Origin of the sequence: Mitsuokella sp. oral taxon 131 str. W9106 (assembly GCF_000469545.1) — a bacterium.
Classification (GTDB): domain Bacteria; phylum Bacillota; class Negativicutes; order Selenomonadales; family Selenomonadaceae; genus AWVT01.
In genome coordinates this window covers 138,422-163,144 of record NZ_KI273057.1, presented here as the reverse complement: position 1 = coordinate 163,144, position 24,723 = coordinate 138,422, and the positions used below count along the sequence as shown (strand labels likewise).

Annotated in this window: 27 protein-coding genes; 1 reads left to right on the top strand and 26 read right to left on the bottom strand. The window is 46.9% G+C overall.

From position 1 onward, the window contains the following. Window positions 1–9 precede the first annotated feature (9 nt). Genes recO through HMPREF1985_RS03970 form a run of 5 tightly spaced genes read right to left on the bottom strand, consistent with a single transcriptional unit; the run spans window position 10 to window position 3,751 of the window. Window positions 10–741 (bottom strand): DNA repair protein RecO, encoded by a 732-nt coding sequence (gene recO / locus HMPREF1985_RS03990; RefSeq protein WP_021771188.1) that lies wholly within the window; start codon window positions 739–741, stop codon window positions 10–12. After that, the gene (locus tag HMPREF1985_RS03985) at window positions 728–1,375 is read right to left on the bottom strand and encodes a DUF502 domain-containing protein (protein ID WP_021771187.1); all 648 of its coding nucleotides are present in this window, start codon (window positions 1,373–1,375) and stop codon (window positions 728–730) included. The genes recO and HMPREF1985_RS03985 overlap by 14 nt, the downstream gene beginning before the upstream one ends. Next, complete coding sequence (gene era / locus HMPREF1985_RS03980) at window positions 1,375–2,280, bottom strand: GTPase Era (protein ID WP_021771186.1); 906 nt, start codon at window positions 2,278–2,280, stop codon at window positions 1,375–1,377. The genes HMPREF1985_RS03985 and era overlap by 1 nt, the downstream gene beginning before the upstream one ends. Before the next feature lie 2 nt (window positions 2,281–2,282). Then, a complete protein-coding gene (gene ybeY, locus HMPREF1985_RS03975; protein WP_021771185.1) occupies window positions 2,283–2,747 on the bottom strand; it encodes an rRNA maturation RNase YbeY in 465 nt (154 codons plus the stop codon). After that, window positions 2,744–3,751, bottom strand: coding sequence for a PhoH family protein (locus HMPREF1985_RS03970; RefSeq protein WP_021771184.1), 1,008 nt, complete (start codon window positions 3,749–3,751; stop codon window positions 2,744–2,746). The genes ybeY and HMPREF1985_RS03970 overlap by 4 nt, the downstream gene beginning before the upstream one ends. Before the next feature lie 195 nt (window positions 3,752–3,946). Here HMPREF1985_RS03970 and bioB point away from each other — a divergent pair, with 195 nt between their 5' ends. After that, the gene (gene bioB, locus HMPREF1985_RS03965) at window positions 3,947–4,951 is read left to right on the top strand and encodes a biotin synthase BioB (protein WP_040637068.1); all 1,005 of its coding nucleotides are present in this window, start codon (window positions 3,947–3,949) and stop codon (window positions 4,949–4,951) included. A gap of 68 nt (window positions 4,952–5,019) precedes the next feature. Here the strand turns inward: bioB and HMPREF1985_RS03960 are convergent, their stop codons facing one another. From HMPREF1985_RS03960 to HMPREF1985_RS03865, 21 genes are all read right to left on the bottom strand, one after another. After that, entirely contained in the window at window positions 5,020–6,093 is a 1,074-nt protein-coding gene (locus HMPREF1985_RS03960) for a M24 family metallopeptidase (protein WP_040637000.1), read from the bottom strand. Between the two features lie 23 nt (window positions 6,094–6,116). Next, a complete protein-coding gene (gene aroQ, locus HMPREF1985_RS10975) occupies window positions 6,117–6,554 on the bottom strand; it encodes a type II 3-dehydroquinate dehydratase (RefSeq protein ID WP_021771180.1) in 438 nt (145 codons plus the stop codon). Window positions 6,555–6,565: 11 nt separating this feature from the next. Beyond that, window positions 6,566–6,847 carry an acylphosphatase gene (locus tag HMPREF1985_RS03950; RefSeq protein WP_021771179.1) on the bottom strand — a complete coding sequence of 94 codons (282 nt, stop codon included), beginning with the start codon at window positions 6,845–6,847 and terminating at the stop codon, window positions 6,566–6,568. 23 nt (window positions 6,848–6,870) lie between these two features. Next, on the bottom strand, window positions 6,871–8,103 hold the full coding sequence (locus tag HMPREF1985_RS03945; RefSeq protein WP_021771178.1) for a peptidase U32 family protein: 1,233 nt from the start codon (window positions 8,101–8,103) through the stop codon (window positions 6,871–6,873). Continuing rightward, window positions 8,060–8,704 (bottom strand): O-methyltransferase, encoded by a 645-nt coding sequence (locus tag HMPREF1985_RS10970; protein ID WP_071782666.1) that lies wholly within the window; start codon window positions 8,702–8,704, stop codon window positions 8,060–8,062. The genes HMPREF1985_RS03945 and HMPREF1985_RS10970 overlap by 44 nt, the downstream gene beginning before the upstream one ends. Window positions 8,705–8,715: 11 nt before the next feature. Further along, window positions 8,716–9,831, bottom strand: a complete 1,116-nt coding sequence (mltG, locus tag HMPREF1985_RS03940) for an endolytic transglycosylase MltG (protein ID WP_231385162.1) — start codon at window positions 9,829–9,831, stop codon at window positions 8,716–8,718. A gap of 92 nt (window positions 9,832–9,923) precedes the next feature. Next, complete coding sequence (locus HMPREF1985_RS03935) at window positions 9,924–10,244, bottom strand: DUF1292 domain-containing protein (RefSeq protein WP_021771175.1); 321 nt, start codon at window positions 10,242–10,244, stop codon at window positions 9,924–9,926. 158 nt (window positions 10,245–10,402) lie between these two features. Beyond that, on the bottom strand, window positions 10,403–10,780 hold the full coding sequence (locus HMPREF1985_RS03930) for a biotin/lipoyl-containing protein (protein ID WP_021771174.1): 378 nt from the start codon (window positions 10,778–10,780) through the stop codon (window positions 10,403–10,405). 41 nt (window positions 10,781–10,821) lie between these two features. Then, window positions 10,822–10,968, bottom strand: a complete 147-nt coding sequence (locus HMPREF1985_RS03925; protein ID WP_021771173.1) for a hypothetical protein — start codon at window positions 10,966–10,968, stop codon at window positions 10,822–10,824. A gap of 21 nt (window positions 10,969–10,989) precedes the next feature. Then, complete coding sequence (locus HMPREF1985_RS03920; RefSeq protein ID WP_040636996.1) at window positions 10,990–12,519, bottom strand: methylmalonyl-CoA decarboxylase subunit alpha; 1,530 nt, start codon at window positions 12,517–12,519, stop codon at window positions 10,990–10,992. Between the two features lie 100 nt (window positions 12,520–12,619). Next, window positions 12,620–13,036 carry a methylmalonyl-CoA epimerase gene (mce, locus tag HMPREF1985_RS03915; protein WP_021771171.1) on the bottom strand — a complete coding sequence of 139 codons (417 nt, stop codon included), beginning with the start codon at window positions 13,034–13,036 and terminating at the stop codon, window positions 12,620–12,622. Window positions 13,037–13,076: 40 nt separating this feature from the next. Then, window positions 13,077–14,018, bottom strand: a complete 942-nt coding sequence (gene meaB, locus HMPREF1985_RS03910) for a methylmalonyl Co-A mutase-associated GTPase MeaB (RefSeq protein ID WP_021771170.1) — start codon at window positions 14,016–14,018, stop codon at window positions 13,077–13,079. A 111-nt stretch (window positions 14,019–14,129) separates the two neighbouring features. Beyond that, window positions 14,130–14,525 (bottom strand): cobalamin B12-binding domain-containing protein, encoded by a 396-nt coding sequence (locus HMPREF1985_RS03905; RefSeq protein ID WP_021771169.1) that lies wholly within the window; start codon window positions 14,523–14,525, stop codon window positions 14,130–14,132. A 56-nt stretch (window positions 14,526–14,581) separates the two neighbouring features. Then, the gene (locus HMPREF1985_RS03900) at window positions 14,582–16,231 is read right to left on the bottom strand and encodes an acyl-CoA mutase large subunit family protein (RefSeq protein WP_021771168.1); all 1,650 of its coding nucleotides are present in this window, start codon (window positions 16,229–16,231) and stop codon (window positions 14,582–14,584) included. An 83-nt stretch (window positions 16,232–16,314) separates the two neighbouring features. Beyond that, window positions 16,315–17,814, bottom strand: a complete 1,500-nt coding sequence (locus HMPREF1985_RS03895) for an acetyl-CoA hydrolase/transferase family protein (protein WP_021771167.1) — start codon at window positions 17,812–17,814, stop codon at window positions 16,315–16,317. Window positions 17,815–18,059: 245 nt separating this feature from the next. Beyond that, entirely contained in the window at window positions 18,060–18,833 is a 774-nt protein-coding gene (locus HMPREF1985_RS03890; RefSeq protein WP_021771166.1) for an NYN domain-containing protein, read from the bottom strand. Window positions 18,834–18,850: 17 nt separating this feature from the next. Then, complete coding sequence (locus HMPREF1985_RS03885; RefSeq protein WP_021771165.1) at window positions 18,851–19,897, bottom strand: DUF2939 domain-containing protein; 1,047 nt, start codon at window positions 19,895–19,897, stop codon at window positions 18,851–18,853. A gap of 36 nt (window positions 19,898–19,933) precedes the next feature. After that, window positions 19,934–21,031: a tRNA 2-thiouridine(34) synthase MnmA gene (gene mnmA / locus HMPREF1985_RS03880; protein WP_021771164.1), complete on the bottom strand. Its 1,098-nt coding sequence runs from the start codon at window positions 21,029–21,031 to the stop codon at window positions 19,934–19,936. A gap of 77 nt (window positions 21,032–21,108) precedes the next feature. After that, complete coding sequence (locus HMPREF1985_RS03875) at window positions 21,109–21,738, bottom strand: redox-sensing transcriptional repressor Rex (protein WP_040636994.1); 630 nt, start codon at window positions 21,736–21,738, stop codon at window positions 21,109–21,111. After that, window positions 21,701–23,404 (bottom strand): O-antigen ligase family protein, encoded by a 1,704-nt coding sequence (locus HMPREF1985_RS03870; protein ID WP_021771162.1) that lies wholly within the window; start codon window positions 23,402–23,404, stop codon window positions 21,701–21,703. The genes HMPREF1985_RS03875 and HMPREF1985_RS03870 overlap by 38 nt, the downstream gene beginning before the upstream one ends. Before the next feature lie 4 nt (window positions 23,405–23,408). Continuing rightward, window positions 23,409–24,710 carry a bifunctional folylpolyglutamate synthase/dihydrofolate synthase gene (locus HMPREF1985_RS03865; protein ID WP_021771161.1) on the bottom strand — a complete coding sequence of 434 codons (1,302 nt, stop codon included), beginning with the start codon at window positions 24,708–24,710 and terminating at the stop codon, window positions 23,409–23,411. Window positions 24,711–24,723: the final 13 nt, after the last annotated feature.

Below are 24,723 nucleotides of genomic sequence, written 5' to 3'. Positions count from 1 at the left end.
CTTTCCTCTCTAAGTGAGCTGCCGAATAAATTGCAAGGATTTCATTGGCCGCCCCAAAAGATGTTCAAGGTACGCCAAAAGAATCTGTTCTGCTTGCACAAGAAGCGATGCAGCAATATGAATAGATGTATGCGTATCCCAATCAAAGTCCCGCAGTGCCAAAATCAAGGTTTGCAGTTCTTTTGGGAACGAAATCGCACCGTTTTCTCGGCAATTCGAACATAACACGCCTCCCTCTTCAATCGAAAAGAACGCATCTTCATGCACGGCACAGGCACAATGGACACAGCATTTATAATGAAGTTGCAATCCTGTAAATTCCATGAGCTGAAATGCGGCTGCAATCGCCGTAACGCGTGGATTTCGCCACTCAAATGAAGAAAAAATCTTTCCCAATCGTTCATACGCATTAGGTTCTGGTTCTCCTTCCGGCAAAAATGCACGAAGAAGCTCTGCGACGAATGCGGCATACGCAATAGCGGAGAGGTCTTCACGAAGGGTTTGATGCGAATGCCGAATGGCACACTGGCGAACTGTGTCCACACGCTTCCCCTCTGCAAGCTGCATATCGAGTAACGAAAACATCTGCATTCCTGCCGCAAGAGGACTGCGTGGTCTTCGGCAACCAAAGGCCATTGCCTTTACGATGCCTCGTTCTTTCGTGAAGAACACCATCATGCGATCTGTCTCACCCCAGTTTTTCGCTCCGATGACATAGCCTTCTGCTTTATAAAGTGCCATGCTGTGTTCCGTCCTGTCCTGGCTGCAGTTGTTCATTCGGCATCGTACGCTGTGGCATGACAGCGCCAGCCGTCAGCATATACTGAAGAGCCGATTCACTGCTTATATCGAGGTAAATGACATCCTTTTTCTTGACAAAAAGATTTGTTCCCGATGTCATATTGAGACTCCATGGTACGAATACACAAACGTAATCATCGCCCAATTTTTCCTTCAACACGGTTGGGACATCCGCCATGATAAAGCCAAGCGCCTTCGATTGATGATATGGTATGAGGACAACATGATCGAACATATTATTTGATTCAAAAACGGCAGTGGACAGATGTTTAACACTATTATAAATAAATTTTATAACAGGGATTTTTCCAAGAGCCACTTCACCAAGATGAATAAATCGGCGCATAATCCAATACGAGGATAGCCAGCCAACAAGATAAATTCCAATCAGCATTGTTATAATGCCGAGTCCAGGAAAATAAAATGGAAGATGCCGCCCCAGCACGCCTTCCGTGAATTGCAATGTTTCTTCAACGACGAAAAATGTAATGGCAAGCGGGACGAGCAGAATCAATCCATTAATGAAGCGACGTGACACATTGCGATAGAAACGGGAACCTTTTTTCCTCCCCATCAGGCATCGCCTCCAAACCCCAAATTATGCAATACGCCTGCACGATTGCGCCAGTCTTTTTTGACTTTGACCCAAAGCTCCAAGAAAACGCGTGCTCCCAGCATCATTTCAATATCTTTTCGTGCGAACGTACTGATTTCTTTCAGCAATGCCCCCTTTGCTCCGATGACGATACCTTTCTGTGAATCGCGTTCGACATAGATGGTCACGCGAATGTAGACATCGCCATTGGAACGTGTCGTCATTTCTTCTGTCTCGACTGCAATCGCATGTGGAACTTCATCACGTGTAAGATGAAGTACCTTTTCGCGCACAAGTTCAGCCACGATGAGTCGTTCGGGTTGGTCCGTGACCATATCCTTTGGATAATATTGCGGTCCTATCGGAAGATATTTTCGTAATTCGTCTAAAAGAGAATCGAGATTGACCTCCTTTTTCGCTGATACGGGGACAACACCAGCAAAAGAGTATACGGCTGTGTACCCGGCTATGATAGGAAGTGCCTGCTTACGTTCAATTAAGTCGATTTTGTTGACAACGAGAACGACCGGTTTCTTCGTTGCTTGCAAACGTTTCAATATGTATCGTTCTCCAACGCCCATCTTTTCCGTTGCATCTACTACAAAAAGGATCGCATCGACTTCTTTGAGTGTCCCTTCCGCCGCCTTTACCATGTATTCGCCTAGTTTATGTTTTGGCTTATGGATTCCTGGCGTGTCGAGAAAGATATACTGCGCATCCGGCTCGGTCAGTATGCAGAGGATGCGATTTTGTGTTGTCTGTGGCTTGTCGCTCATAATCGCAATCTTTTGACCGATAAGTGTGTTGACAAGCGTGGATTTTCCAACGTTTGGACGACCAATCACAGCGATAAAGCCGGATTTATGCGTTTCTTTCCGTTCCATATCTAATCCCTCGCGATTCCCATTTTGTCCATGACGAAACGCTGTTCTGCTTCCATTTTCTCTCGTTCTTTCTCTTCCATGTGATCGTAGCCCAAAAGATGCAGCATGCCGTGCACCGTCAGAAAAGAGATTTCACGTTGCATGCTATGTCCAAAATCTTTTGCTTGTTCTTCCGCACGCTCAATGGATATCACAAGATCACCAAGTACGTTCAGTGCATTTCCGCCAGTAATAGAAGGCTCTTCGCTCTCATTGAAAGCAAACGACAGCACATCGGTCGGACGATCAACGCCGCGATAATCTCGATTTAATGTATGGATATAGGCATCATTCGTCAGTGTCACACTGACTTCGGCATTCGATACATCATATAATCTTCCTACCATCTCTGCAGCTAGTTTTACATTTTCAGTATAATCGAGGGGGAAAGAAAGCTCTTCCGGATAGTTGCTGATGATAACATTCATGATATCTGCTCCTGTTCCGTACATTTCATTTTGATGCGCTTTTTTCGCTCTTCATATTTTCCATACGCCTCCACGATTCGTGTAACAACATCGTGACGAATCACATCAGCAGGAGCCATGTGGACAATGCTTATCCCTTTGACATCTTTTAGTACGGAACTAGCTTCTCGAAGACCACTCGATGCTCCGCGCGGTAAATCAACCTGACTCAAATCCCCAGTCACAACCATACGTGAGCCAAACCCAAACCGCGTCAAAAACATTTTCATCTGCTTGCCTGTCGTATTCTGCGCTTCATCAAGAATAACAAAGGCATCCTCTAAGGTACGACCACGCATATAGGCAAGAGGAGCAATTTCAATGAGACGTTTCGCCATGATTTTTTGATAATTGTCCATCCCTAGCACATCTTGAAGTGCATCGTACAGTGGACGAAGATATGGATCTACCTTCTCTTGCAAATCGCCAGGAAGAAAGCCAAGACGTTCCCCGGCCTCAACGGCTGGACGTGTCAAAATGATTCGGCGCACCTCTTTATTGCGGAGCGCTGCGACCGCCATTACGACGGCGAGATAGGTTTTTCCAGTGCCGGCGGGACCGATTCCAAAGGTGATCCCATTGTGACGGATTGCATCGATATATAGACGCTGCCCTAATGTTTTCGGACGAATATGACGACCGCGTGAAGTCACTAAAATCGTGTCACCGAATAGTGTATGGAGCACTTCCCCTTTTCCGCCCTTCATAAGACCGACACCGTACCGAACTTCATGCATCGTGATGGGGGTTCCCTGTCTATAGAGGTATTGAAGTTCTTCCATGACACGTGCGGCCATATCTACTTGTACGCCTTCACCACGTATCTCAAGTACATCTCCACGAGTCACAAATTGGCATTCGAAATTCTCACGAAACACTTGCAGGAACTCGTCTCGTTCCCCTAAAAGAGAATACGCTTCTTTATGATCTTCAAAAAAAACCTGTTGTTCCAAAGCCTGATGCAAAAGCTTGATTCACCTATTCTTTCCTTATTCTAAAAAGAACGTCGTTATAGCATCATTTTATCGTATCAGTCACAGAAGTCAAGGCGTCATGATACCGTCAATAAAATCGGCGAAGAGATTGACAATACCGTACATAAATCTTATAATGAATAAAAATTCTTATAATGAATGGTTTTTTTGATTGCGAGGTTTTTTATGAAAGTGACCAATATATCTGATTTAGTTGATCGGATCATTGCTGGATTTCGTCTAAAGCGAACCGATGATATGTCTTTTTTTCTGACTGAATCGCTTCCCGTCCTGCAGGAAGGTGCGCTTCGCCTGCAAACTCACTTTTGTGGAAATCATATTGATTTATGCACCATCATAAATGCACGTAGTGGTCGCTGTGGAGAAAACTGCAAATACTGTGCACAGGCGGCCTGTCACCATACCGGCGTTGATGAGTATGCGTTTCTTCCAAAAGAAGAGATTCTCGCGAATGCACGTGCGAATCAAGAAGCAGGAGCAAATCGATTTTCACTCGTAACTTCTGGACGTGCACTTTCCGGATCGGATTTTGAAAAGGCTCTCGCAGTTTATAAGGAAATGAACCAGACCTTATCCATTGACCTGTGCGCATCCCATGGGATTCTATCAAGAGAACAGTTACACCGTCTTCGCACTGCCGGTGTAACCAGTTACCATCATAATATCGAAACCAGCCGTCGCTTCTTTCCCAATATCTGTACCACGCATACATACGAGGATCGAATTCGTACGATAAAATCAGCTCAGGCAGAAGGGTTATGTGTCTGCTCAGGAGGAATTATTGGTATGGGCGAAACATGGGAAGATCGAATGGATATGGCCATTTCGCTTGCGGAGCTATCTATTGAATCCATCCCCATCAATGCATTGATGGCTATCCCAGGAACGGAAATGGAAGGACAAGCCCCTCTTTCTTCAGAAGAAATTTTACGCACAATCGCCATCTTCCGATTTATTAATCCGACCGCAAACATTCGGCTTGCTGCAGGACGCAAACTGCTTCCTCATAACGGTGCTGTAGCGCTTCGTGCTGGTGCATCCGCCTCAATTACAGGGAATATGCTGACAACATCAGGCACCACCATAAAAGAAGATATGCAAATGCTTCACGATATGGGACTCACAAATAAAACTGCATATACGAATGTCGGGACCTGTGGTGCGCATTAAAAACCATATGGAAAAGAACCCTTTTGTAATGTATGAACCAAAATCAAGCACATTACAAAAGGGTCTTTTTATTGAATTTCAATAAGATGCTTGTCTGACTTTGTCAGACGCTCACTTCCAAAATCGGTAACTAAAACGGTATCTTCGATACGAAGCCCTCCCCAGCCGGGGATATAGACTCCCGGTTCATCCGTAATGATCATACCGGGCTGCAGGCTCTCACATTTGCTGGATTTTGAAAGACGTGGCTCCTCGTGAATTTCAAGTCCTAGACTATGGCCTAGCCCATGACCGAAGTATTGTTCCACTCCATCTTCAGCGAGACGCTTCCGCGCGACAGAGTCGATTTCTTTTCCCGACTTTCCTGGCGCAATGACCGCCAGTGCCGCTTCCTGTGCGCTTAAAACGGTTTCGTATATCTGATGTTGTCGTTCGGTCGCCTGTCCGATACAAACCGTACGTGTTGTATCGGAACAATAGCCTTGGTACCTCGCGCCGTAGTCCATCGTTACGAAATCGCCAACCTCGATCAATTTATTCGTCGCGGCTCCATGCGGCATGCTGCCGCGAAGTCCAGAAGCCACAATCGTATCAAACGATGTTTTCTCCGCTCCTGCTTCACGCATAATGTGCTCTAGCCGTGCAGCGACAGCAATCTCCGTTATACCGGGGCGGATAAAATCAAGGATGTCTCGGTAAGCAATATCTGCAATTTCACACGCTTTACGGATGAGACGAATTTCATCTGCATCTTTAATCTGTCGAAGCACATCCAAATGAACGGAACGATTAAATGCAATACCTTGCAGGTTTTTGACGAGTGCGGCATAATCATCGTAATGCAGTGCGTTTCCTTCAAATCCGACTGCTTTGCATCCAAGTAGCTTGATCTCTTCCACTGTCTTTCGAAGAAGTCCTTCTTTTTGTTCCATAATATCGAACAAGGGCGCTTCTGCTTCAGCTTGCTCCTTATAACGGCTGTCTGTTATAAGGAGTGCCTTATCTTTTGTGATGATCAACGTCGTATCATCTCCGCGAAATCCGCTGAAATAGTGAAGATTGACTTCTTTCGTCACAAGAATTCCATCAAGATTTTTATCAGCCATACACTTGCGAAGCGCATTTAATCGAAATACATTCATGAAATACATCTCCTATTCCACTTTTATTGTTTTAGCTTATAAATAACAGCTTCCAGCGCCGCCATATAACTTTCTTCTCCAAGCCCGCAAATCTGTCCGAGTGCAACAGGAGCAATGACGGAAGTATGACGAAATTCCTCACGTTGATGAATATTGGAAATATGAACTTCAATGACGGGAACATCGATTGCTGCAACTGCATCGCGGATTGCTATACTGTAATGCGTGAATGCTGCTGCATTAAAAATAATAAAATCATATACATGATTTGCTTTTTGAATTGCATCAATCAGTATGCCCTCATGATTGGATTGAAAAAAGTCTATTCTTATTCTTGCTTCCTTTGCACGGTTTTTCATTCGCTCATGGATATCTGAAAGCGTTCTGTTTCCATATATTTCCGGCTCTCTCGCTCCAAGCATATTAAGGTTTGGACCATTTAATACGAGTACCTTTGCCATGACAGCTCCTTTCAGTAACGAACGACAAAACGGTCTTCATTTGGAAGAACACTGCGGCTTTCAAGCGACAGGCTACTTACTCGAATGAAGAAGTTGCCTTGACGGATGAAGTCTGTCAGGCGATCAATCTTTTCTTGTCTTCCCTGTATCTCCATCGTGACGCTCCCATCCTCCATGTTGCGAACCCATCCCGTAAGCCCTAGCTCCATTGCGTGCTGCTGCACAAACATACGAAAGCCTACTCCCTGCACGCGCCCCTCTGCCGTGCCAAAATAACGAACCAATTCTTCCATGAATATTATCCTTTCTGCATATACTATAGCCCAATAGTAAGATTACGACGTAGAATCGTATACGGTTCTACTGGATGCTCCATGTGAATACGAATAATTTGCTGTGGATGTGGTGCAATGTCAATCGAAGCACCATCCTCATCTCGCATATCGGCAAGCGTTTGATGAAAGAGTTCGCCATGCGGTTGGAAGAATTCGATCTTCTGCCCCACTTTCATATTATTTCGCTGCTCTACTGTTGCATAGCCGCTGGTCGTATCATAAGCAAGTACAAGTCCCACGAAGTCAGAACTCTGTTCATACGATGAATTTCCATAAAGCTGATCCTTTTCCGTTGGTTTATGGAAATAAAAACCGGTCGTGTATGGTCTATGGGATACCTTCCCCAGCTCTTCAATCCATTCTTGCCGCACGGTAAAATGAGCGGGATCTTTATAGTAAGCATCTATTGCAGATCGATACGTCCGAACTACACTCGCAACGTAGTGGATACTTTTCATTCGTCCCTCAATCTTTAAACTGTTGACCCCTGTTTCAATAACGTCCGAAAGGTACGACAAAAGACACATATCTTTCGAATTCATGATATAGGTACCACGCTCATCCTCCTCAATCGGGAAATACTTTCCTGGTCGTGTTTCCTCGACCAAAGAATACTTCCAGCGGCAAGACTGTGCACAATTCCCGCGATTTGAGTCGCGTCCTGTAAAATAATTAGACAGCAAGCATCGCCCAGAATACGATATGCACATTGCTCCGTGAACAAAAAGTTCTAAGTCAACATCACATTTTTTGCGAATCGTCCGAATTTCCTCCATAGACATTTCACGTGCCAGAACAACACGCTTTGCGCCTAGATCCTTCCATGCATTGACCGTCGCCCAATTTGTATTGTTCGCCTGTGTGCTGATATGAATTTCCATATTTGGAATCCATGTTCGGCAAAAGGAAAACACACCTAAATCCGCTACGAGAAGAGCATCGACGTGAATTTTATTCAGGTACAGCAAATAGTCAGGCAAGCTTGCCAAATCCGCATTATGCGGAAAAATATTTACCGTCACATAAACCTTTTTCCCATGTTCATGTGCGTACGTCACCGCTTCTCGAAGTTCCTCCCGATCAAAATTTCCTCCGAGTGCGCGAAGACCGAAAGACTTCCCTCCAAGATAGACTGCATCTGCTCCGTACAATATCGCCATTCTCATCTTTTCAAAATTGCCTGCAGGCGCTAAAAGTTCTGGTTTCTTCTGCATGAAACGCCTTTCTTTCCCAACGAGTTACTGCTAATCCATCTCCATCTGCGATAATATCCGTTTCAAATCCGGGGATTTCCTGAACAAGTTTGATATATTTGCGAAGACGCTTTGCAATCGTTCGAAAGCGTCGCGGTACAGATTCATTTCCAAATACATAGCCGCGAAATAACACATTGTCCGCTAAAATCAAACCGGAAGATGCAAGGTGTGGCAAAACTTTCGCAAGATGGTCTACATACTGTCCTTTTGCAGCATCTAAAAAGACAAGATCATACGATTCATCGAGCGTCGTCAAAAGGGAACTCGCATCGCCAACGCATAGCCGAATTTGACTGTCATAAGGAGATTTCCGAAAAAAAGATCTTGCTTGCTCCGCGCGCTTCTTATTTTTTTCTACCGTCGTAATATGCACATCCTTAGGACTTTCCTTTGCTAGCAGAAGGGTAGAATACCCGATAGCAGTTCCAACCTCAAGAATTCGATGTGCGTTAGCTTCTCGAATCAACCGGCAGAATACATCTCGTTCATTTGCTCGTATAATAGGAATGCGTCGTATGCTCGCAAACTCTTCCATTTCGAGAAATAAATTTTGTAGCATCGTAAAAATCCTTAGCGCACGCGATCGACAACCGATAAATGCTCAGCGTACGTACGAGAATAATGATTATGGCCGGAATGATCCGCAACAAAGTATAAATAATCGGTATCGGACGGATGTAGGACTGCCTCTATCGATTTCATGCCGGGACTTGCGATCGGTCCTGGCGGAAGTCCTTTGTTCTGATAGGTATTATACGGTGATTCAATTTTCGTATCATGGATTGAGACGTCTTCTTTCGGTGCATCCATAAGATATTGCAACGTCGTATCGGATTGGAGTGGCATACCTATTTTTAATCGCTTCAAAAAGACTTGTGCAATAATGGGGCGATCTGCATCAAAACGAGCCTCTTTTTCAACCAAGGACGCTAATGTAATTAAATCATGGATGGAAAGATTCTTTTCAGATGCGCAATCTCTCATATCTTGTGTAAGACGCGCATCAAAGTCTTCTGCCATCATTTTCATAATGGCAGAAGCATTCACTTCATCATGAAGCTCATACGTGTCGGGAAAAAGATAGCCTTCTGCTGCATAGCGGACATTCGGCTCTTTTTTCATATAATCGTAAGGAGCAAAATTTTTCGCGCGTTCCAAAAAATCGGTTTTGTTTACAAGTCCTTCTTCTGCTAGCCGTTCCGCAATTTCCTTGATGCCAAAACCTTCTGGAATCGTAAACTTGACAGAAGTTGTTTCTCCCGATACAAGTTTTTCCAATACGATCGCTTCGTCCATCTCTGGTTCAAATGCGTACATTCCCGCTTTGAATTGGCTTGCATATCCCTCGAATTTTGCCCGCAACCAAAAATGCAGTCCGTTATGGATAACGCCTAGAGAGCTTAGTTTTTCACCTAAAGCGCGCGCTGACATGCCGGAGGTTACGCGAACATAAATCTTTTGATTTTCACTTAGACTAGTACGATGGTGTATCGTTCCAAAGGAAAAAAAACATGTTGCCATGGCAAAAGCGAATAAAATAGCCCCAAATATTGCCCAGCGTTTCCACGTCATCATATCGGAAAAATCCGCTATTTTTTTTAGGAACACATTGATTCGGTCATTTTCGTTCTCTTCCTGAAGCTTATGCTGTATCCATTCTTTAAGTTTCAAAAGTTTCGGTTCCAAGCAAATGCCTCCTGCTTTACCATGGCACAAAGCGTCTTTCTGCATAAAGAAATAGACCGCCATCATTTTTCGAAAGCAGCCTTTCCTTCATCTTATTCTTCTTCAGCCTCGTCTACTAATGCATCATAAGCCTCTTGAACTATTTCAAACTCTTCGTCAGATGGTTCAATGTACTCTTCGTGACCATCCTCGTTTAAAATAATCTTTGCGATGATGACATCCTCATCTTCTTCCGCACAGCCACAATCACAGGTATGCCCCGAATGATCTTCATCATGCATTCCTACGAGCAAAGCAAACTTTTCACCTCCTACTGGAATAATCATTTCCTCTAAGTATTTATACTCATGACCTTCCTCATCGGTAATGATAACGACGACATCTTCATTCTCTATCGTCTGATTGTTTGGCATAAGAAACTCCTCTACTCGTCTACTTTCTTCATTTCGTTTTAACTATTTTAGCGCATGAACAAAAAAGTTGTCAACCTTTCAAATACGTGCAAGGAAAAAGAAAACGGATTCAGATAAACTACCTGAATCCGTTTTCATATCGCACGATTTACTTCATATCAGCCAAGTATTACGAGCGAATCATGTACCTTAACGCTTTGACCTGCCGATACGTTGAACGTCTTGACCGTGCCGTCTGCATCAGCCGTAATCTCATTCTGCATCTTCATTGCCTCGAGAATCAGAAGGACATCGCCAGCCTTGACGGCCTGCCCCTCTTCTGCGACAAGTTTGACGATCTTGCCCGGCATCGGAGCATCGATGGAGTGCTCACCAGCTGCAGCAGCGACAGCAGCTTTCGGTGCCACAGATGGTACAGGTGCAGCCTTCGGAGCAGGTGCAGCAGCCTTTGGAGCAGGTGCAGCAGCCTTCGACTTAACTTCTTCGACTTCAACCTCATAGGACGTTCCATTGACTGAGATATTAAACTTCTTCATGAAAAATTCCTCCTAATAGAAAACCTTCGCGTGTAAAAAAATCAGTGCCTGCCCCCACGTGCTATCATCGCCCATACATCGCTGCGCTTGATGCGCACGGCAATGACTCTATCGCCTGACATCATATGGACGGCGGCCGTAATTGCTGCTACGACCTCAGGACGAACCTCTTGTGCTTCTGTTTTCATCCGAATCAAGCCTCCTGCCAATCAAAGCGGAATATTGCCATGCTTCTTAGCAGGGCCGACTTCACGTTTGCTTGCAAGCGCATTCAATGCCGTAATGATGCGTGGACGCGTTTCGCTTGGATCGATGACCATGTCGACGTAACCGCGTTCTGCTGCAACGTACGGCGTAGCGAAATTCTCCACATACTCTGCCGTCTTCGCTTCCTTATCCGGATCCTTACGGAAGATAATATTGGCCGCACCTGCAGGTCCCATAACAGCAATTTCAGACGTAGGCCATGCCATAACCTGATCCGCACCAAGCTCTCGGCTGCACATCGCAATATAAGAACCGCCATAGGCTTTGCGCGTGATGACCGTAATCTTCGGAACAGTCGCTTCACTGTATGCATAAAGCATTTTCGCACCATGACGAATAATACCGTTATGCTCCTGATCAACGCCTGGCAAGAAGCCCGGAACATCAACGAGATTGAGAAGCGGAATATTAAATGCATCACAGAAGCGAATGAACCGCGCCGACTTATCCGACGCATCAACGTCGAGGCAGCCTGCCATAACATTCGGCTGGTTCGCAATAATACCGACGGTCCGCCCATCAAAACGGGCAAAACAGCAAATGATGTTTGTTGCAAAATACTCATGAACTTCGTAGAACTCACCATTATCGACGATGGAACGGATCACGTCCTTCATGTCATACGGCGCATTTGGGTTATCTGGAATGATCGTATTCAGGCTCTCGTCCTGACGATCTGGATCATCGTCCGTTTCCACAATAGGCGCGTCTTCCATATTGTTGCTAGGCAGGAACGACAGGAGATAGCGAATCTGCTTGATGCAGTCTTCTTCATTCTCTGCTGCGAAATGTGCAACACCACTGCGCGTGTTGTGCGTCATTGCGCCGCCAAGAGCTTCAGCCGTGACTTCCTCTGCCGTGACCGACTTGATAACAGCAGGTCCCGTAATGAACATCTGGCTCGTTTTTTTCACCATGTAGATGAAGTCTGTAATCGCAGGACTGTAAACCGCACCACCTGCACACGGCCCCATGATGACAGAAATCTGTGGAACGACACCGGATGCAGCCGTATTACGATAGAAAATTCCGCCGTAGCCAGAAAGTGCATCTACCGCTTCCTGAATGCGTGCGCCACCCGAATCGTTGATTCCGATGCAAGGAGCGCCCATCTTCATGGAAAGATCCATGACCTTCCAAATCTTATGTGCATGCTTCTCGCCGAGTGATCCGCCTTCTACCGTAAAGTCCTGAGCAAACGCATAAACGAGACGACCGTCAATTGTACCGTAGCCCGTAACGACGCCCTCGCCTGGAAGTTCTTTCTTTTCCTGACCGAAATTCGTGCAACGATGCTTCATGAACATATCGAGTTCGACAAACGTGCCTTCATCGAAGAGCATCTCGATGCGCTCACGCGCTGTCATTTTTCCCTTTGCATGCTGCTTGTCAATTCGTGCCTGACCGCCGCCCTGCATGATATGTTCCTTTTTCGCATGCATCAACGCGATCTTTTCCTGAACTGTAGCCATCATATACCTCCTAAAAAGCAAGTCGCTCTTGCAAGTCCTATTTTGCCTTATTTCAAGAAAAAAAGCAAGACGATTTACAAGGCGATGTCATAGACTGACATTAGTCACGCTGACAAAGTTCGAGGAGGACACCATGCGATGCTTTCGGATGCACGAATGCGATATTCGCACCGCCTGCACCCTTGCGCGGCTTCTCGTCGATGAGGCGAACGCCTTTTGCCTTGAGATCAGCAAGTGCAGCTTCGAGATTGTCAACACGTAGCGCAATGTGCTGAATGCCGCCACGGCCACCGTTCTTTTCAATAAACTTTGCAATCGGCGAAGAATCTTCCGTCGCTGCCAAAAGCTCGATCTCACTGCCGTTCGGCGTCGGGAAAAATCCTGTCGTAACCTTCTGCTCTGCTACCGTCTCCTCGCCGTTTGCAGGAAGGCCCAATGCTTCCGTCCAAAACGAGCTAACCTCTTTCAGGTCCGATACAGCAATACCAATATGATCTACACCTAGAACCTTAAACATAATGAAATTCCTCCTTTTACACTGCGCTGCATCTTGTACATCAAGACTGCAACATCTCTTGCATCAATTCCGAAACGACCGTATATGGATCGGTTTCGCGCCGCTTGATCTGATCAACGTATGCATCCAGCCGTCCTGTATCAACGATACGCTGTTTGATATACGTGCCGATATGCGCAGAAAGAATATCTAGCATCTCATCGCGTGTCCGCTTCGTGCGGCGTCTTGCAAGTTCACCGCTCTTGTCGATATGAGCACGATGTTCTGCAATACGAACAAGAAGCTCCTCGATTCCTTCGTTTTGGTTAGCTACGACCTTTTGGATAGGGGGGCGCCAGTCCGTCATCAAAGAATCGAGATCGAGCATCATATTAATTTCACGTACGAGTTTATCTGCACCATCGAGATCACTCTTATTGATAGCGAATAAATCGCCAATTTCAAGAATGCCCGCTTTGATCGCTTGTATATCATCGCCCATGCCAGGAATCAAAATGACCATCGTCGTATCAGCGGCCTTTACGATATCTACCTCAGACTGTCCTACACCGACTGTTTCAACGATGACGATATCCTTTCCGAACGCATCCATCGCCTTGACTGCGTCCGCCGTCTTATGCGATAAGCCACCGAGACTTCCACGCGTCCCCATGCTCCGAATGAATACCCCCTCGTCGAGGGTAAGGCCATTCATTCGAATACGATCCCCCAAGATTGCGCCGCCAGTAAACGGGCTCGTTGGATCTACTGCCACAATGCCGACGGTTTTTCCTTTTGCACGATAGGCACGCGCAAGCTTATCCGTCAGCGTGCTTTTCCCCGCTCCAGGTGGCCCTGTGATACCAAGCACGTAGGCGTTACCCGTATGCGGATAGATTTGTTTCATAATCGTATTTGCTTCTGGGTACTCGTTCTCGATTGCTGTAATTGCACGCGAAAGTGCTAGCCGATTGCCTGCGAGAAGTTCCCTTGCAATGTCCATGCGAATCCTTCCTTTCGTGTGAAACCACAGCGTATTTCAAAAGGCAGAAACAGAGACGAACCAAGAGCGTCACCGCTCCACATGCCATGCCCTATCCCTGCCCTATGCTTTTTAGGCTTTGACGTTCGCCTTGATGAAGTCAATCACCGCACTCGTCGGCGTGCCTGGCGTGAAGACTTCCGAAACACCGGCCTTTTTCAACGCGGGAATATCTGCCTCAGGGATAACACCGCCGCCAATGATCAAGACGTCCTTCATCCCTTTCTCTCGAACAAGGTCGACAACCTTCGGGAAAAGATGCGGGTGTGCGCCAGAAAGAATGCTCATTGCGACAACGTTGACATCCTCCTGCAATGCTGCCTCGGCAATCTGCTCCGGCGTCTGACGCAACCCCGTATAAATGACCTCGAACCCTGCATCACGCAAAGCACGTGCGACGACCTTTGCACCACGGTCATGCCCGTCAAGGCCCGGCTTAGCAACTAATACGCGAATCTTTTTTTCCATTTTGAATTACCTCCATTATCGCACAATCGCGAATTCCATCGTTCGTTACGCACCGGTTAGAGGCTGACATGAGCCTCGTATTCGCCAAAAACTCCGCGCATGACGTTGCAGATCTCGCCGAGCGTAGCGTACGTCTTGACGGCAGCAAGAATATGCGGCATGAGGTTCTCATTTTCGTCTTGGCAGGCCTTTTTGAGGTCGGCAAGCGCCGCCTTTACAGCATTGTTGTCACGCTTTGCCTTCATCGCTTCGACCTTCGCCTTCTGACGTTCACCAACCGATGCATCTACCTTCAGAAGGTCCTTTGGAGGTTCTTCGTTTTCAATTTGGAACTTGTTGACGCCGACAATTGTCTTGGCACCGGATTCAACATCCATCTGCCACTTGTAAGCACTATCTTGGATTTCTTTTTGGATGTATCCTTTTTCAATTGCTGCAACTGCGCCGCCCATCTCATCGATCTTTTTGATATAGTCCCATGCCTCTGCTTCGATCTTATTTGTCATAGACTCAACATAATAGGAACCGGCGAGCGGATCGATGACATCGGCAAGACCACTTTCATAAGCAACGATCTGTTGCGTGCGAAGTGCAATCGTAACCGATTCCTGCGTCGGAAGCGCAAGTGCCTCATCGCGGGAATTCGTGTGCAGGGACTGCGTGCCGCCCATAACAGCTGCCGCCGTCTGAAGTGCAACGCGGACGATGTTATTGTTCGGCTGCTGCGCCGTAAGCATCGAGCCAGCCGTCTGCGTATGGAAGCGGAGCATCATCGACTTCGGCTTCTCTGCATGGAAACGCTCTTTCATGACTTTCGCCCAAATACGGCGGGAAGCACGGAATTTCGCAACCTCTTCGAGGACGTTGTTGTGCGCATTCCAAAAGAAGGAGAGGCGGCCTGCGAAGTCGTCGATATGAAGTCCAGCCTTGATCGCAGCTTCGCAGTATGCAATACCATCTGCAATCGTAAACGCAATCTCTTGCGCTGCAGTCGAACCCGCCTCACGAATGTGGTAGCCGGAAATAGAAATCGTGTTCCACTTTGGTACGTTCTTTGAGCAATATTCAAAGATATTCGTAATGAGACGCATGGATGGGCGCGGCGGGAAAATGTACGTGCCACGGGCTGCATACTCCTTCAGAATATCATTCTGGATCGTACCGCGAAGCTGGTCAGCAGAAACGCCCTGCTTCTCTGCGACAGCAATATACATGGCAAGCAAGACCGATGCCGGTGCATTGATCGTCATCGAGGTCGATACTTTGCCGAGATCAATCTTATCGAAAAGAGTCTCCATGTCTGCAAGCGAGTCGATCGCAACGCCGACTTTTCCGACTTCGCCTTCTGCGATTGCATCTGTGGAATCGTAACCGATCTGCGTCGGAAGATCGAATGCGCAGGAAAGTCCTGTAGCACCCGTTTCAATCAGCATGCGGTAACGCTTATTCGATTCTTCCGCTGTCGAAAAGCCTGCGTACATGCGCATCGTCCAAAAGCGACCACGGTACATTGTCGGCTGCACACCGCGCGTATACGGATAGATACCAGGGAAACTGAGCTCATCTGCATAGTCCGTATCCTTAATGTCGAGTGGCGTATAAAGGCGCTGCTTCGGCAGATGTGGACGTTCTGGGAAACGGGCGATTGCCTTTTCTACGCTTGCCTCGTATTTTGCGAGTTCAGCTTGGATTTTCTCATTGCTCATGATAGAGATTCCTCCTGCTTTTCTTCAATTCTAATATGATTTGCATGAACAAACGCCTTAGTGACAAGGCATCCGTTAAAAACTTATTTCATCGAACCCGTCTCGACGAAGCGCTCGTGGAAGGATAGCGCTTCCTTTAAGAGATGCGGCGTGTGTGCATGTCCCGTCAGCTCGTTTGCACGATTGAAATAATCAAGCAACATAGGACGGTAATCCGGATGCGCACAGTTGTTGATGATCTCCATGGCACGATCACGCGGTGCTTTGCCGCGAAGATCCGCAATGCCCTGCTCAGAAATGATGATGTCAATGTCGTGCTCCGTATGGTCAATATGGGAACAGAACGGAACAACGGCTGAGATCTTTCCATCCTTTGCAATAGACGGTGTATAGAAAATCGTCAAGTACGAATTGCGCGCAAAATCACCCGAGCCACCAATGCCATTCATCATCTTCGTGCCCGTGATATGTGTCGAATTGACATTGCCGTAAATGTCGACCTCGATGGCCGTATTCATGGCAATGACGCCAAGGCGGTGGACAACCTCCGGGCTGTTGGAAACTTCTTCTGGACGAATAAGCAGATACTTCTTATACTTCGCTATATCCTTGTAGAAACGTTCCATACCCTCGGGCGATGGTGAGAACGCTGTTCCGGAAGCAAAGTTCAGCTTGCCCGCATCGATGAGGTCGAGCATGCCATCCTGGATAACCTCCGTATAAACCGTCAAATCCTTTAAATCCGAATCCACAAATCCTTCAATGACTGCATTCGCTACATTGCCGACACCAGACTGAAGCGGAAGCAGATTCTCCGGCATGCGTCCCGCTTTGATTTCCTTCTTGAGGAAATCGAGTGTAATCTCCGACATCTTCTTGGAATTCTCGTCGATTGCTGCAAGGGCACGAGTTTTATCCGGCACGTCACAGGGCACGATGTAAAGAATCTTATCCGGTGTACACGGAATATACGGGGTGCCAATGCGGTCATCTGCCTTGACGATAGGAATCGGCTGACGATTCGGTGGATCCATTGGAATATAGACATCATGCATACCTTCAAGTTCGAGTGGCTGCGTGACGTTGATCTCCACGATAACCTTATCCGCACTTTGCACATACGAAGCTGTGTTGCCAAGAGAGGTCGTCGGAATAAGGTTTCCTTCTTCCGTAATCGCGCACGCTTCCACCAATGCAACATCTGCATGACCGAGATAACCGCAACGACTGAGTTGAGCGGATTCCGAAAGATGCAAATCGAGATAGTCGACCAACCCTTCGTTGATCTCCGTGCGTAAGAGCTTGTTTGTTTGATACGGAAGGCGCTTCTTAATGCCATGAACTTTAGCAAGAACATCGTCGAGCTCCGGGCCTGTCGAAGCACCAGTCCAAAGATTGATCGTAAAGGGATCCTTTTTCATGCGCTCTGCAAGAGCGACCGGAACAGCCTTCGGGTATCCCGAAGCCGTAAAGCCGCTCGCCGCAACATTCATGCCAGGCTTGAAATACGCCGCCGCTTCCTCAGCTGACACGATTTTCGACTGCAAGGCTTTGTTTCGTACACGGTCGAGAATATCAATCATAAAAATCCTCCCTCAGTGGCAAAAACACTTTGACATGTACATATCCGAACACTCAAACACAGTCTCTCACAACATCCCTAAGGCAATGGTACGAAAGAAAACAAGTGTGTCTTTCTTTCAATATCAAATAACTACAGGTTATCGTAATGCTATGCGTTGATTATGTTCTTGTACCTAGAATAGCACGAAAGGGACGTATCGTCAATAAGATAAGACGCCTCGATCCGACCTAAGAAAACCGTATTCTATTTTGAAAGTCCACGCATAAGAAGATATGTAATGAGCTCATTCATCGACACGCCCTCTTCTTCCATGCGTGTAACAAGTGAGGACCGAAGCGTCTTTGGCAAGCGCACGATAAGCTCTCCTGTAGACGCCTCCTCCTTTTTTACCGAAGTGCTCTTTTTCTGCGGGTTCGCCGCCGCTGCTTTCGCTTTCTTGTTCTCCGCTTTTTTCTCCGCAATAGCAGCGGATTCCTTTTTTACCGGCTTTGGTTTCTTGACGGTCTTCCCCTTTGTCGCCACATTTTCTTTTGCCTGTTCCATTATACTCTTTGTCCCTTTCTTCACCTTGATGTTCTCCTCCGGTGGATAGACAATGAACTCATCATAAGCGTTTCGTAGCGTTTCGCTCGCCTGTTTTGTCCCAACGCCAATGATATACGATTTCTCCTGCGAGTTCAGGAGTTCTGCAATACGGACAAAATCAGAATCCGTCGTGATGATAAAATAGCGTCGGACCCCTTCTTGATATAAAATCTGTGCGGAATCATACAGGGCGGAATCCAAGGAATTTTTCCCAAAAAAAGTGCGACTGATTTGTCGAAACGTGAATCCAGGACGTCGGAGAAGTTTCTCCCATCGTTTTTGCTCAGGAGTCGAATCCCAATCCGACACGACAATCGTTCGGCAAGGCTGATATCGTCTAGCCTTCCCCAATGTATAGTTTAGCATTTCAAACGGGGCGTTTTCAATATCGTAGAGAATTGCTACCGTTTCATTGCTGGAATCCAGCGTCATAACACACACTCCTCAGTCTATTTTTGTCCGCTTATACGACGTGCTAAGAACCGTTCTTCCTGCTCTAAAGTACGCGCCTGCTTCAGTTGGCGCTCTGCTTCACGAATCGTCTCTGCCTTTTTGTCTTCAAGCCATGCGGCATATCCCTCTGCATAATCGATGTGAAGATCACAAATCTTTAATCGTAAATGCTGTAAGGATTGAGCTGCCGCAGGAACATCGACAGCCTCAAGCTCAGACTTTCGCTGTTGCCAGTCCGGCAAGATCGTCTCTTCCATTAGCTTTTTTAATGCCATGCGCGTCTCTTCATTTCCGAGACTTCCGTCTGATAATGTCTGCATAAAGTGATCCTGCGCACGAAGCATAGCCGTGTTATGTATAGACTGAATCTTTTCCGTCGTGTCCGCATACACTTTCAACTTCTCTTGGCGCGCTGCTACGACAAAAGAGACGAACGCTTGGAAGTTCGTGATCTCCACAATCTGCCAATCGCCGGAATCTTGTCGTTCCAGCTTGACATCAAAAACAAATGTATTGTCTGCCTCCTGTTGGAAGACTTGTACATGAGCAACCGCCGTCCCAGTCGCATCGTCCACTTCGACTGTGTCTATGCCGCGAAAGGTCGTTTCTTGCAAGCCTGTCTTTTCCAAAATCTGTTCTACATTCATCGAAGGATTTTTTTTATTTTTTTCATCATCAGCGGACTGCTCCCATGTACCAGTCTCAATATAATGGTCAGTAGCCATTTTGAAGCTCGAAATGAGCGGTGCTTTCATCATATGCACAAAATCCTCGATAGCAGCCTTCGCCTCCGATTCTTCCGGATTTTGCGCTTCAATAAGAGCCGCAACAAATGCATCGTACGATAAATCGAGTACGCTGTCCATATTTACATATCGGTAGAATTTGGTTTTGTCATGTGTCTCAATAGCGGACTCCACTTGCTTTACCGCATACTCAGGTGTCTTCGTATAAACACGAAAATACGCATATGCTACCACAATGAATAAAAGGACGAGGATAACTCCGCCCAACATGCACTTTCTCCGTAGGTTCTTCCCCATAGCAGCATCCCCCTGCTTTTCCGTAAAAAACTTGATTCATAAATGCGTTTTCTGTTCTGCCTGCTCAATGACTCCACCGCCAAGAACAGAATCCCCTTGATAAAATACGATGGATTGTCCCGGTGTAATGGCACGTTGCGCTTCCCGAAACAACACTCGCACACAACGCTCTCCATAGCGATGAACAGTAGCAGGTGCCTCTCGTTTACCGTAACGAATTTTAGCCATCACGTCAATAGGTTTTTCGAGTGAATCGATCGCGATCCAATTTAAATCGCTTGCCACGAGCTCTTTTGCAAAAACATCGTCTCCGCTTCCCACGACAACACGATTATGCACCATATCAAGATCCGTCACGTAGAGCGGTTCAGGCATCGCTAAGCCAAGCCCTTTTCGTTGCCCAATCGTATAGAACGGAATACCTTCATGCTGACCAAGTACCATACCTTGTTGATCCACGATATCGCCAGAGTGCAGGCACGCCGGATTGTACGCCCTAAGATACGCGCGGTAATCATCATGCGGAACAAAGCATATCTCCTGACTGTCCGGCTTATGTGCAACGGGCAGATTGCACTGCTCGGCCAGTTTGCGCGTTTCTTCCTTCGTATAATCGCCCAGCGGCATTAAAAAATGTGATAATGAGAATTGGTTCAAATAATAAAGCGCATAAGACTGATCCTTTTTTCCATCAAGACCTTTGCGAAGTCGATATCGTCCCGTATCATCTCGGTCAATGCGTGCGTAATGTCCTGTCGCTACATATTCCGCGCCAAATTCCATTGCTTTTTTCAACAAACCCTCAAATTTCACGTAGCGATTGCATGCAATGCAAGGATTTGGTGTACGTCCTGCCGCATAATCTGCAAGGAAATAATCAATGACATATTTCTTAAACATATCCTTGAAGTTTATAACGTAGTGCGGTATGTCGATTACGGCTGCCACGCGGCGTGCATCCTCTACACTCGACAGGCTGCAGCAACTGCGATCTGAGTCGCACGAATCGCGGCTTTCGTCTGCGAGCCGCATCGTGATGCCGATGACATCAAAGCCCCGCTCCTTCAGCAATGCAGCAGTCAGTGAGCTGTCAACACCGCCGCTCATTGCAACGACGACCTTTTTTCTTTCCATGAAGTATCTCCCTGTTTAAAGGATACACCTGTTTGAACGATTCGTATAGATACTCTTTTAAAAAATCGAAGAACATCTTACTTTCGAGTTATATGATACGACAAACTACTAAGACCAATTGACAAATCCTCATTGACAATATGCATCGTCTCTGGAACCTTCATTTTGATGGGTGCGAAATTCCAAATTCCTTTAATGCCTGCTTTGACTAGCGTATCCGCAACCTCTTGTGCAAAGGCAGCTGGAACTGCGATAATACCAATGTGTATATGACGCGAAGCAACGATCTTCTGTAAGTTGCGTACATCCTCAACCTTTACATGATTTACGGTCGAACCAATCACGGTAGGATCTTGGTCAAAAAGCGCGACGAGATTAAACCCTAACGAAACGAAATTTTGATAGTTTGCCAGCGCCGCGCCGAGGTGTCCGATTCCAATGACAGCTATATTCCAATGGTTGTCAAGCCCTAGAATCGTTCCGACGTTACGCTTGAGTTCATTGACGTAGTAGCCGACGCCCTTCTTTCCGAATTGCCCGAAGGATGCTAGATCCTTTCGGATTTGTTCTGGTGTAATACCGAGGCGCCTGCCTAATTCCTCGGAAGAAATAATGTCTAAGCCTTCGTCCTGTACCATGCGCAAAGTACGAAAATAGAGGGGCAGCCGATCAATGGTCGCCTTTGAGATGCTGCTCTGTTCTTTCACGTTGATTCATCTCCTCCGATATCTGTTTCTCTTTCTCTTTCGTTTCCGTTTTGCTTTTCACTTCCCTTTTGTCTTTCAATTCGCCCCCTGCCAGAATCCCTTTTCCTTTTTCATTCGCTTTCAATTCCACAGCAGTAGATTCATCCATCGTCTGGATTTCGTTCGCTTCCTGCTTTTCTTCCTGTTCCTCCTCTGCAGATTTATTTTGCTTTGTTTCGGTCTGCATTGGTGTGTCGTCAGATGGCTGCACAGTCTTCTCCCGATCCGCATATATTTCGTGATAGATGTAGAAAAGGCTCGCGACAAGTGCTGCCATCAGCCAAAGAAACATCGAAGAAGGAATATTGAACAAGAGATCATCGGTCACTCCGTTTAACGCAACCGAAACGAATGCAAGCCCAAGTCCAAGGGAAACTCCACCCAAAAGACGATAGTCTTCCCAGCTCTGAATGTCTTTCGACCAAGAGAGACCTCGCTCTTCTTTTTGTTTCACCGTAAGCTCAACACGTTGTAATTCCGCATCTGCAGCTGTTTCCGTATAAGAAAACGGCGTCATCTCCGACACCGTCAGCTTCGGTGCGCGAAAGATGAAACGCAGCGCCATAATCATTGTGCCGAAAAAGAACCAAAAGAACGCTGCTGCGCCCGGAATCCCGATCTCTGCCATATAGTTCAGGTAAATGTTATGCGCGTGGACGATGCGGATATCCGCACCTCCCATGTAAAAATCATAGGCGGGGTAAACCATATAATAAGCCCCCCAACCAATCCCTAAAAACGGATGGTCCTGTATCATCTGCAGTGTGCTCTCCCAAAAGGCAAAACGCATTTCAGTCGATGTATCAACCTTGGTAAAAACAGAAGCCAGTCGCTCATAAAGGAGGGGATCGACTGCAAGCAGGACGCCGCCTATCAGAAGACAAATGACAAGCACGCGCCAGTCACGCAGGATCCCGTATCCCGCTAAGATCCCTGTCATGACGAGCAGCGCACCGCGTGCATACGTCATACAAAGACAGAGCACGAATGCAAGCAGGGCAACGCCAAGCAAGACTCGTTTTGCCTTCGTTCCGCCATGCACGAAAAGTCCAAACGCAAGACAAATGCAGATATCGAGATAACCGGCTAATATATTTGGGTTTTCCCAGGTCGAGAATATTCGTTTCCGCAATTCAGGAAATGCATTTCCATCTACCCAGCGCATCGACGTGATGTCGATGCCGAAAGCGAATTGATAATAGCCGTAAATCACGACAATCATGGCTGAGAAGGCACCCGCAACAAGGACACTTCGCAGATCCGCTGTAGATCGAACATTTTGTCCGACAATAAAATACGTCACCGCGTAAGCCCCTACCAGATTATAGTAATTGTAGAAACTAAACCCGCGATCCGGCGAGACGAAAACAGAAATTCCAGCGAGGAAGATAAAGAGAACCGCTGGAACATCAAATGGCAGATGTCGAAATGAAAACGTCTCATCTACGCGAAACCGTACAAGCGTCGCGAATGCAGAAATCAGCATAAAGACGGTTGCTGCCGGAGGGGAAAGCGCAAGGAAAAAGACTTCTGCAAGCAATGAAAAAAAGGCAAAATCGCGTGTGCGCTTTTTCCATCGGTCGTGTGCAATCACTTTCCGCTGCTTTAGAATATCATCTTTTTTCATGCGTTCATTGCCTCCGCTCCAACAATCTTTGCCGAAGTCCTCCGACAAGATAGAGTGACCCAGCCATCACGAGAAGCTTCCCTCTTGCATGTGCGAGTGCCAAACTGAGCGCTTTTTCTTCCTCTTTCTCGACTTCAATGCATGTGCACCGTTTTCGCACGCGCCTAGCCAAATCCTCTGCCGTATCAGCGCGCTCTGAATTTGGCATCGTCACGACAACCTCATCTTCTTTACGAAGCAGTCTATCGAGCATCGAATCGATATCCTTATCACGCAGAATACCGAGCAAAAAAATCCGAGGCATTGTCGGAAAAATCATATCCAAGCTCATGCGCAAGGCGTCTGTTCCAGCAGGATTATGGGCACCATCCACGATAATTTCTTGATCTCCCAACGGAATGTGCTCAAACCGTGCCGGCCATCTGACGTGTGGAAATGCTTCTTGCATAGACTCGACTGACACGGGGACTCTGCGCTCGCTAAGCAGCAGGATCGTCATGATCGCAACGGCACTGTTCTTTGCCTGATGGATACCGAGCAGGTGCAGACGATACGAAAAATCCGCTTGTCCGAATGACGGCGCCGAAAAGGACAGTATTTGCCCGTATGGACCATACGACGTAAGCTTCGTACGAAAATCCTCTCCGTAAATAAAAAGCTTCGCATGCCGATCGCGTGCCGCACGACGAATTACATGCAGAGGGACGCCTTCTGCTGCCGTAATGACCGGAACGCCCTCTTTGATGATGCCGGCTTTGTTTTCCGCAATGCTTTCGATCGTTCCGCCAAGACGATCCGCATGCTCGAACGTGACATTTGTGATGACGGAAATCGTAGGCGTAATGACATTCGTCGAATCAAGCGTTCCACCGAGCCCAACTTCAATTACGGCGTACTCGACGTGGCAGCGTGCAAAGCAGTAAAATGCAAGTGCCGTCAGGACTTCGAACTGTGTCGGACACTCAAACCCATCCAACACCATGCATTCCGCATGCCGTTTGATCACGGCAATCCCAGCGGCGAATTCCTTCTCCTCGATTGGCTTTCCATCTACCTGTATCCGCTCTGTATAGGACACAAGATGCGGGGAACTGTAAAGCCCTGTATGAATTCCTGCATGTGACAGGATCCCTGCAAGCATAGAAGAAACCGAGCCTTTCCCATTCGTCCCTGTCACATGAATGGTGCGATATTTTTCCTGCGGCACATCAAGACGAATGAGAAGTTCCGTAATCCGTGTGAGTCCCAATCGAACCCCGAAGATCTTTAGTCCTTCGAGATACGAAATGGCTTCCTCGTAATCCATCTGCCACTGCTCC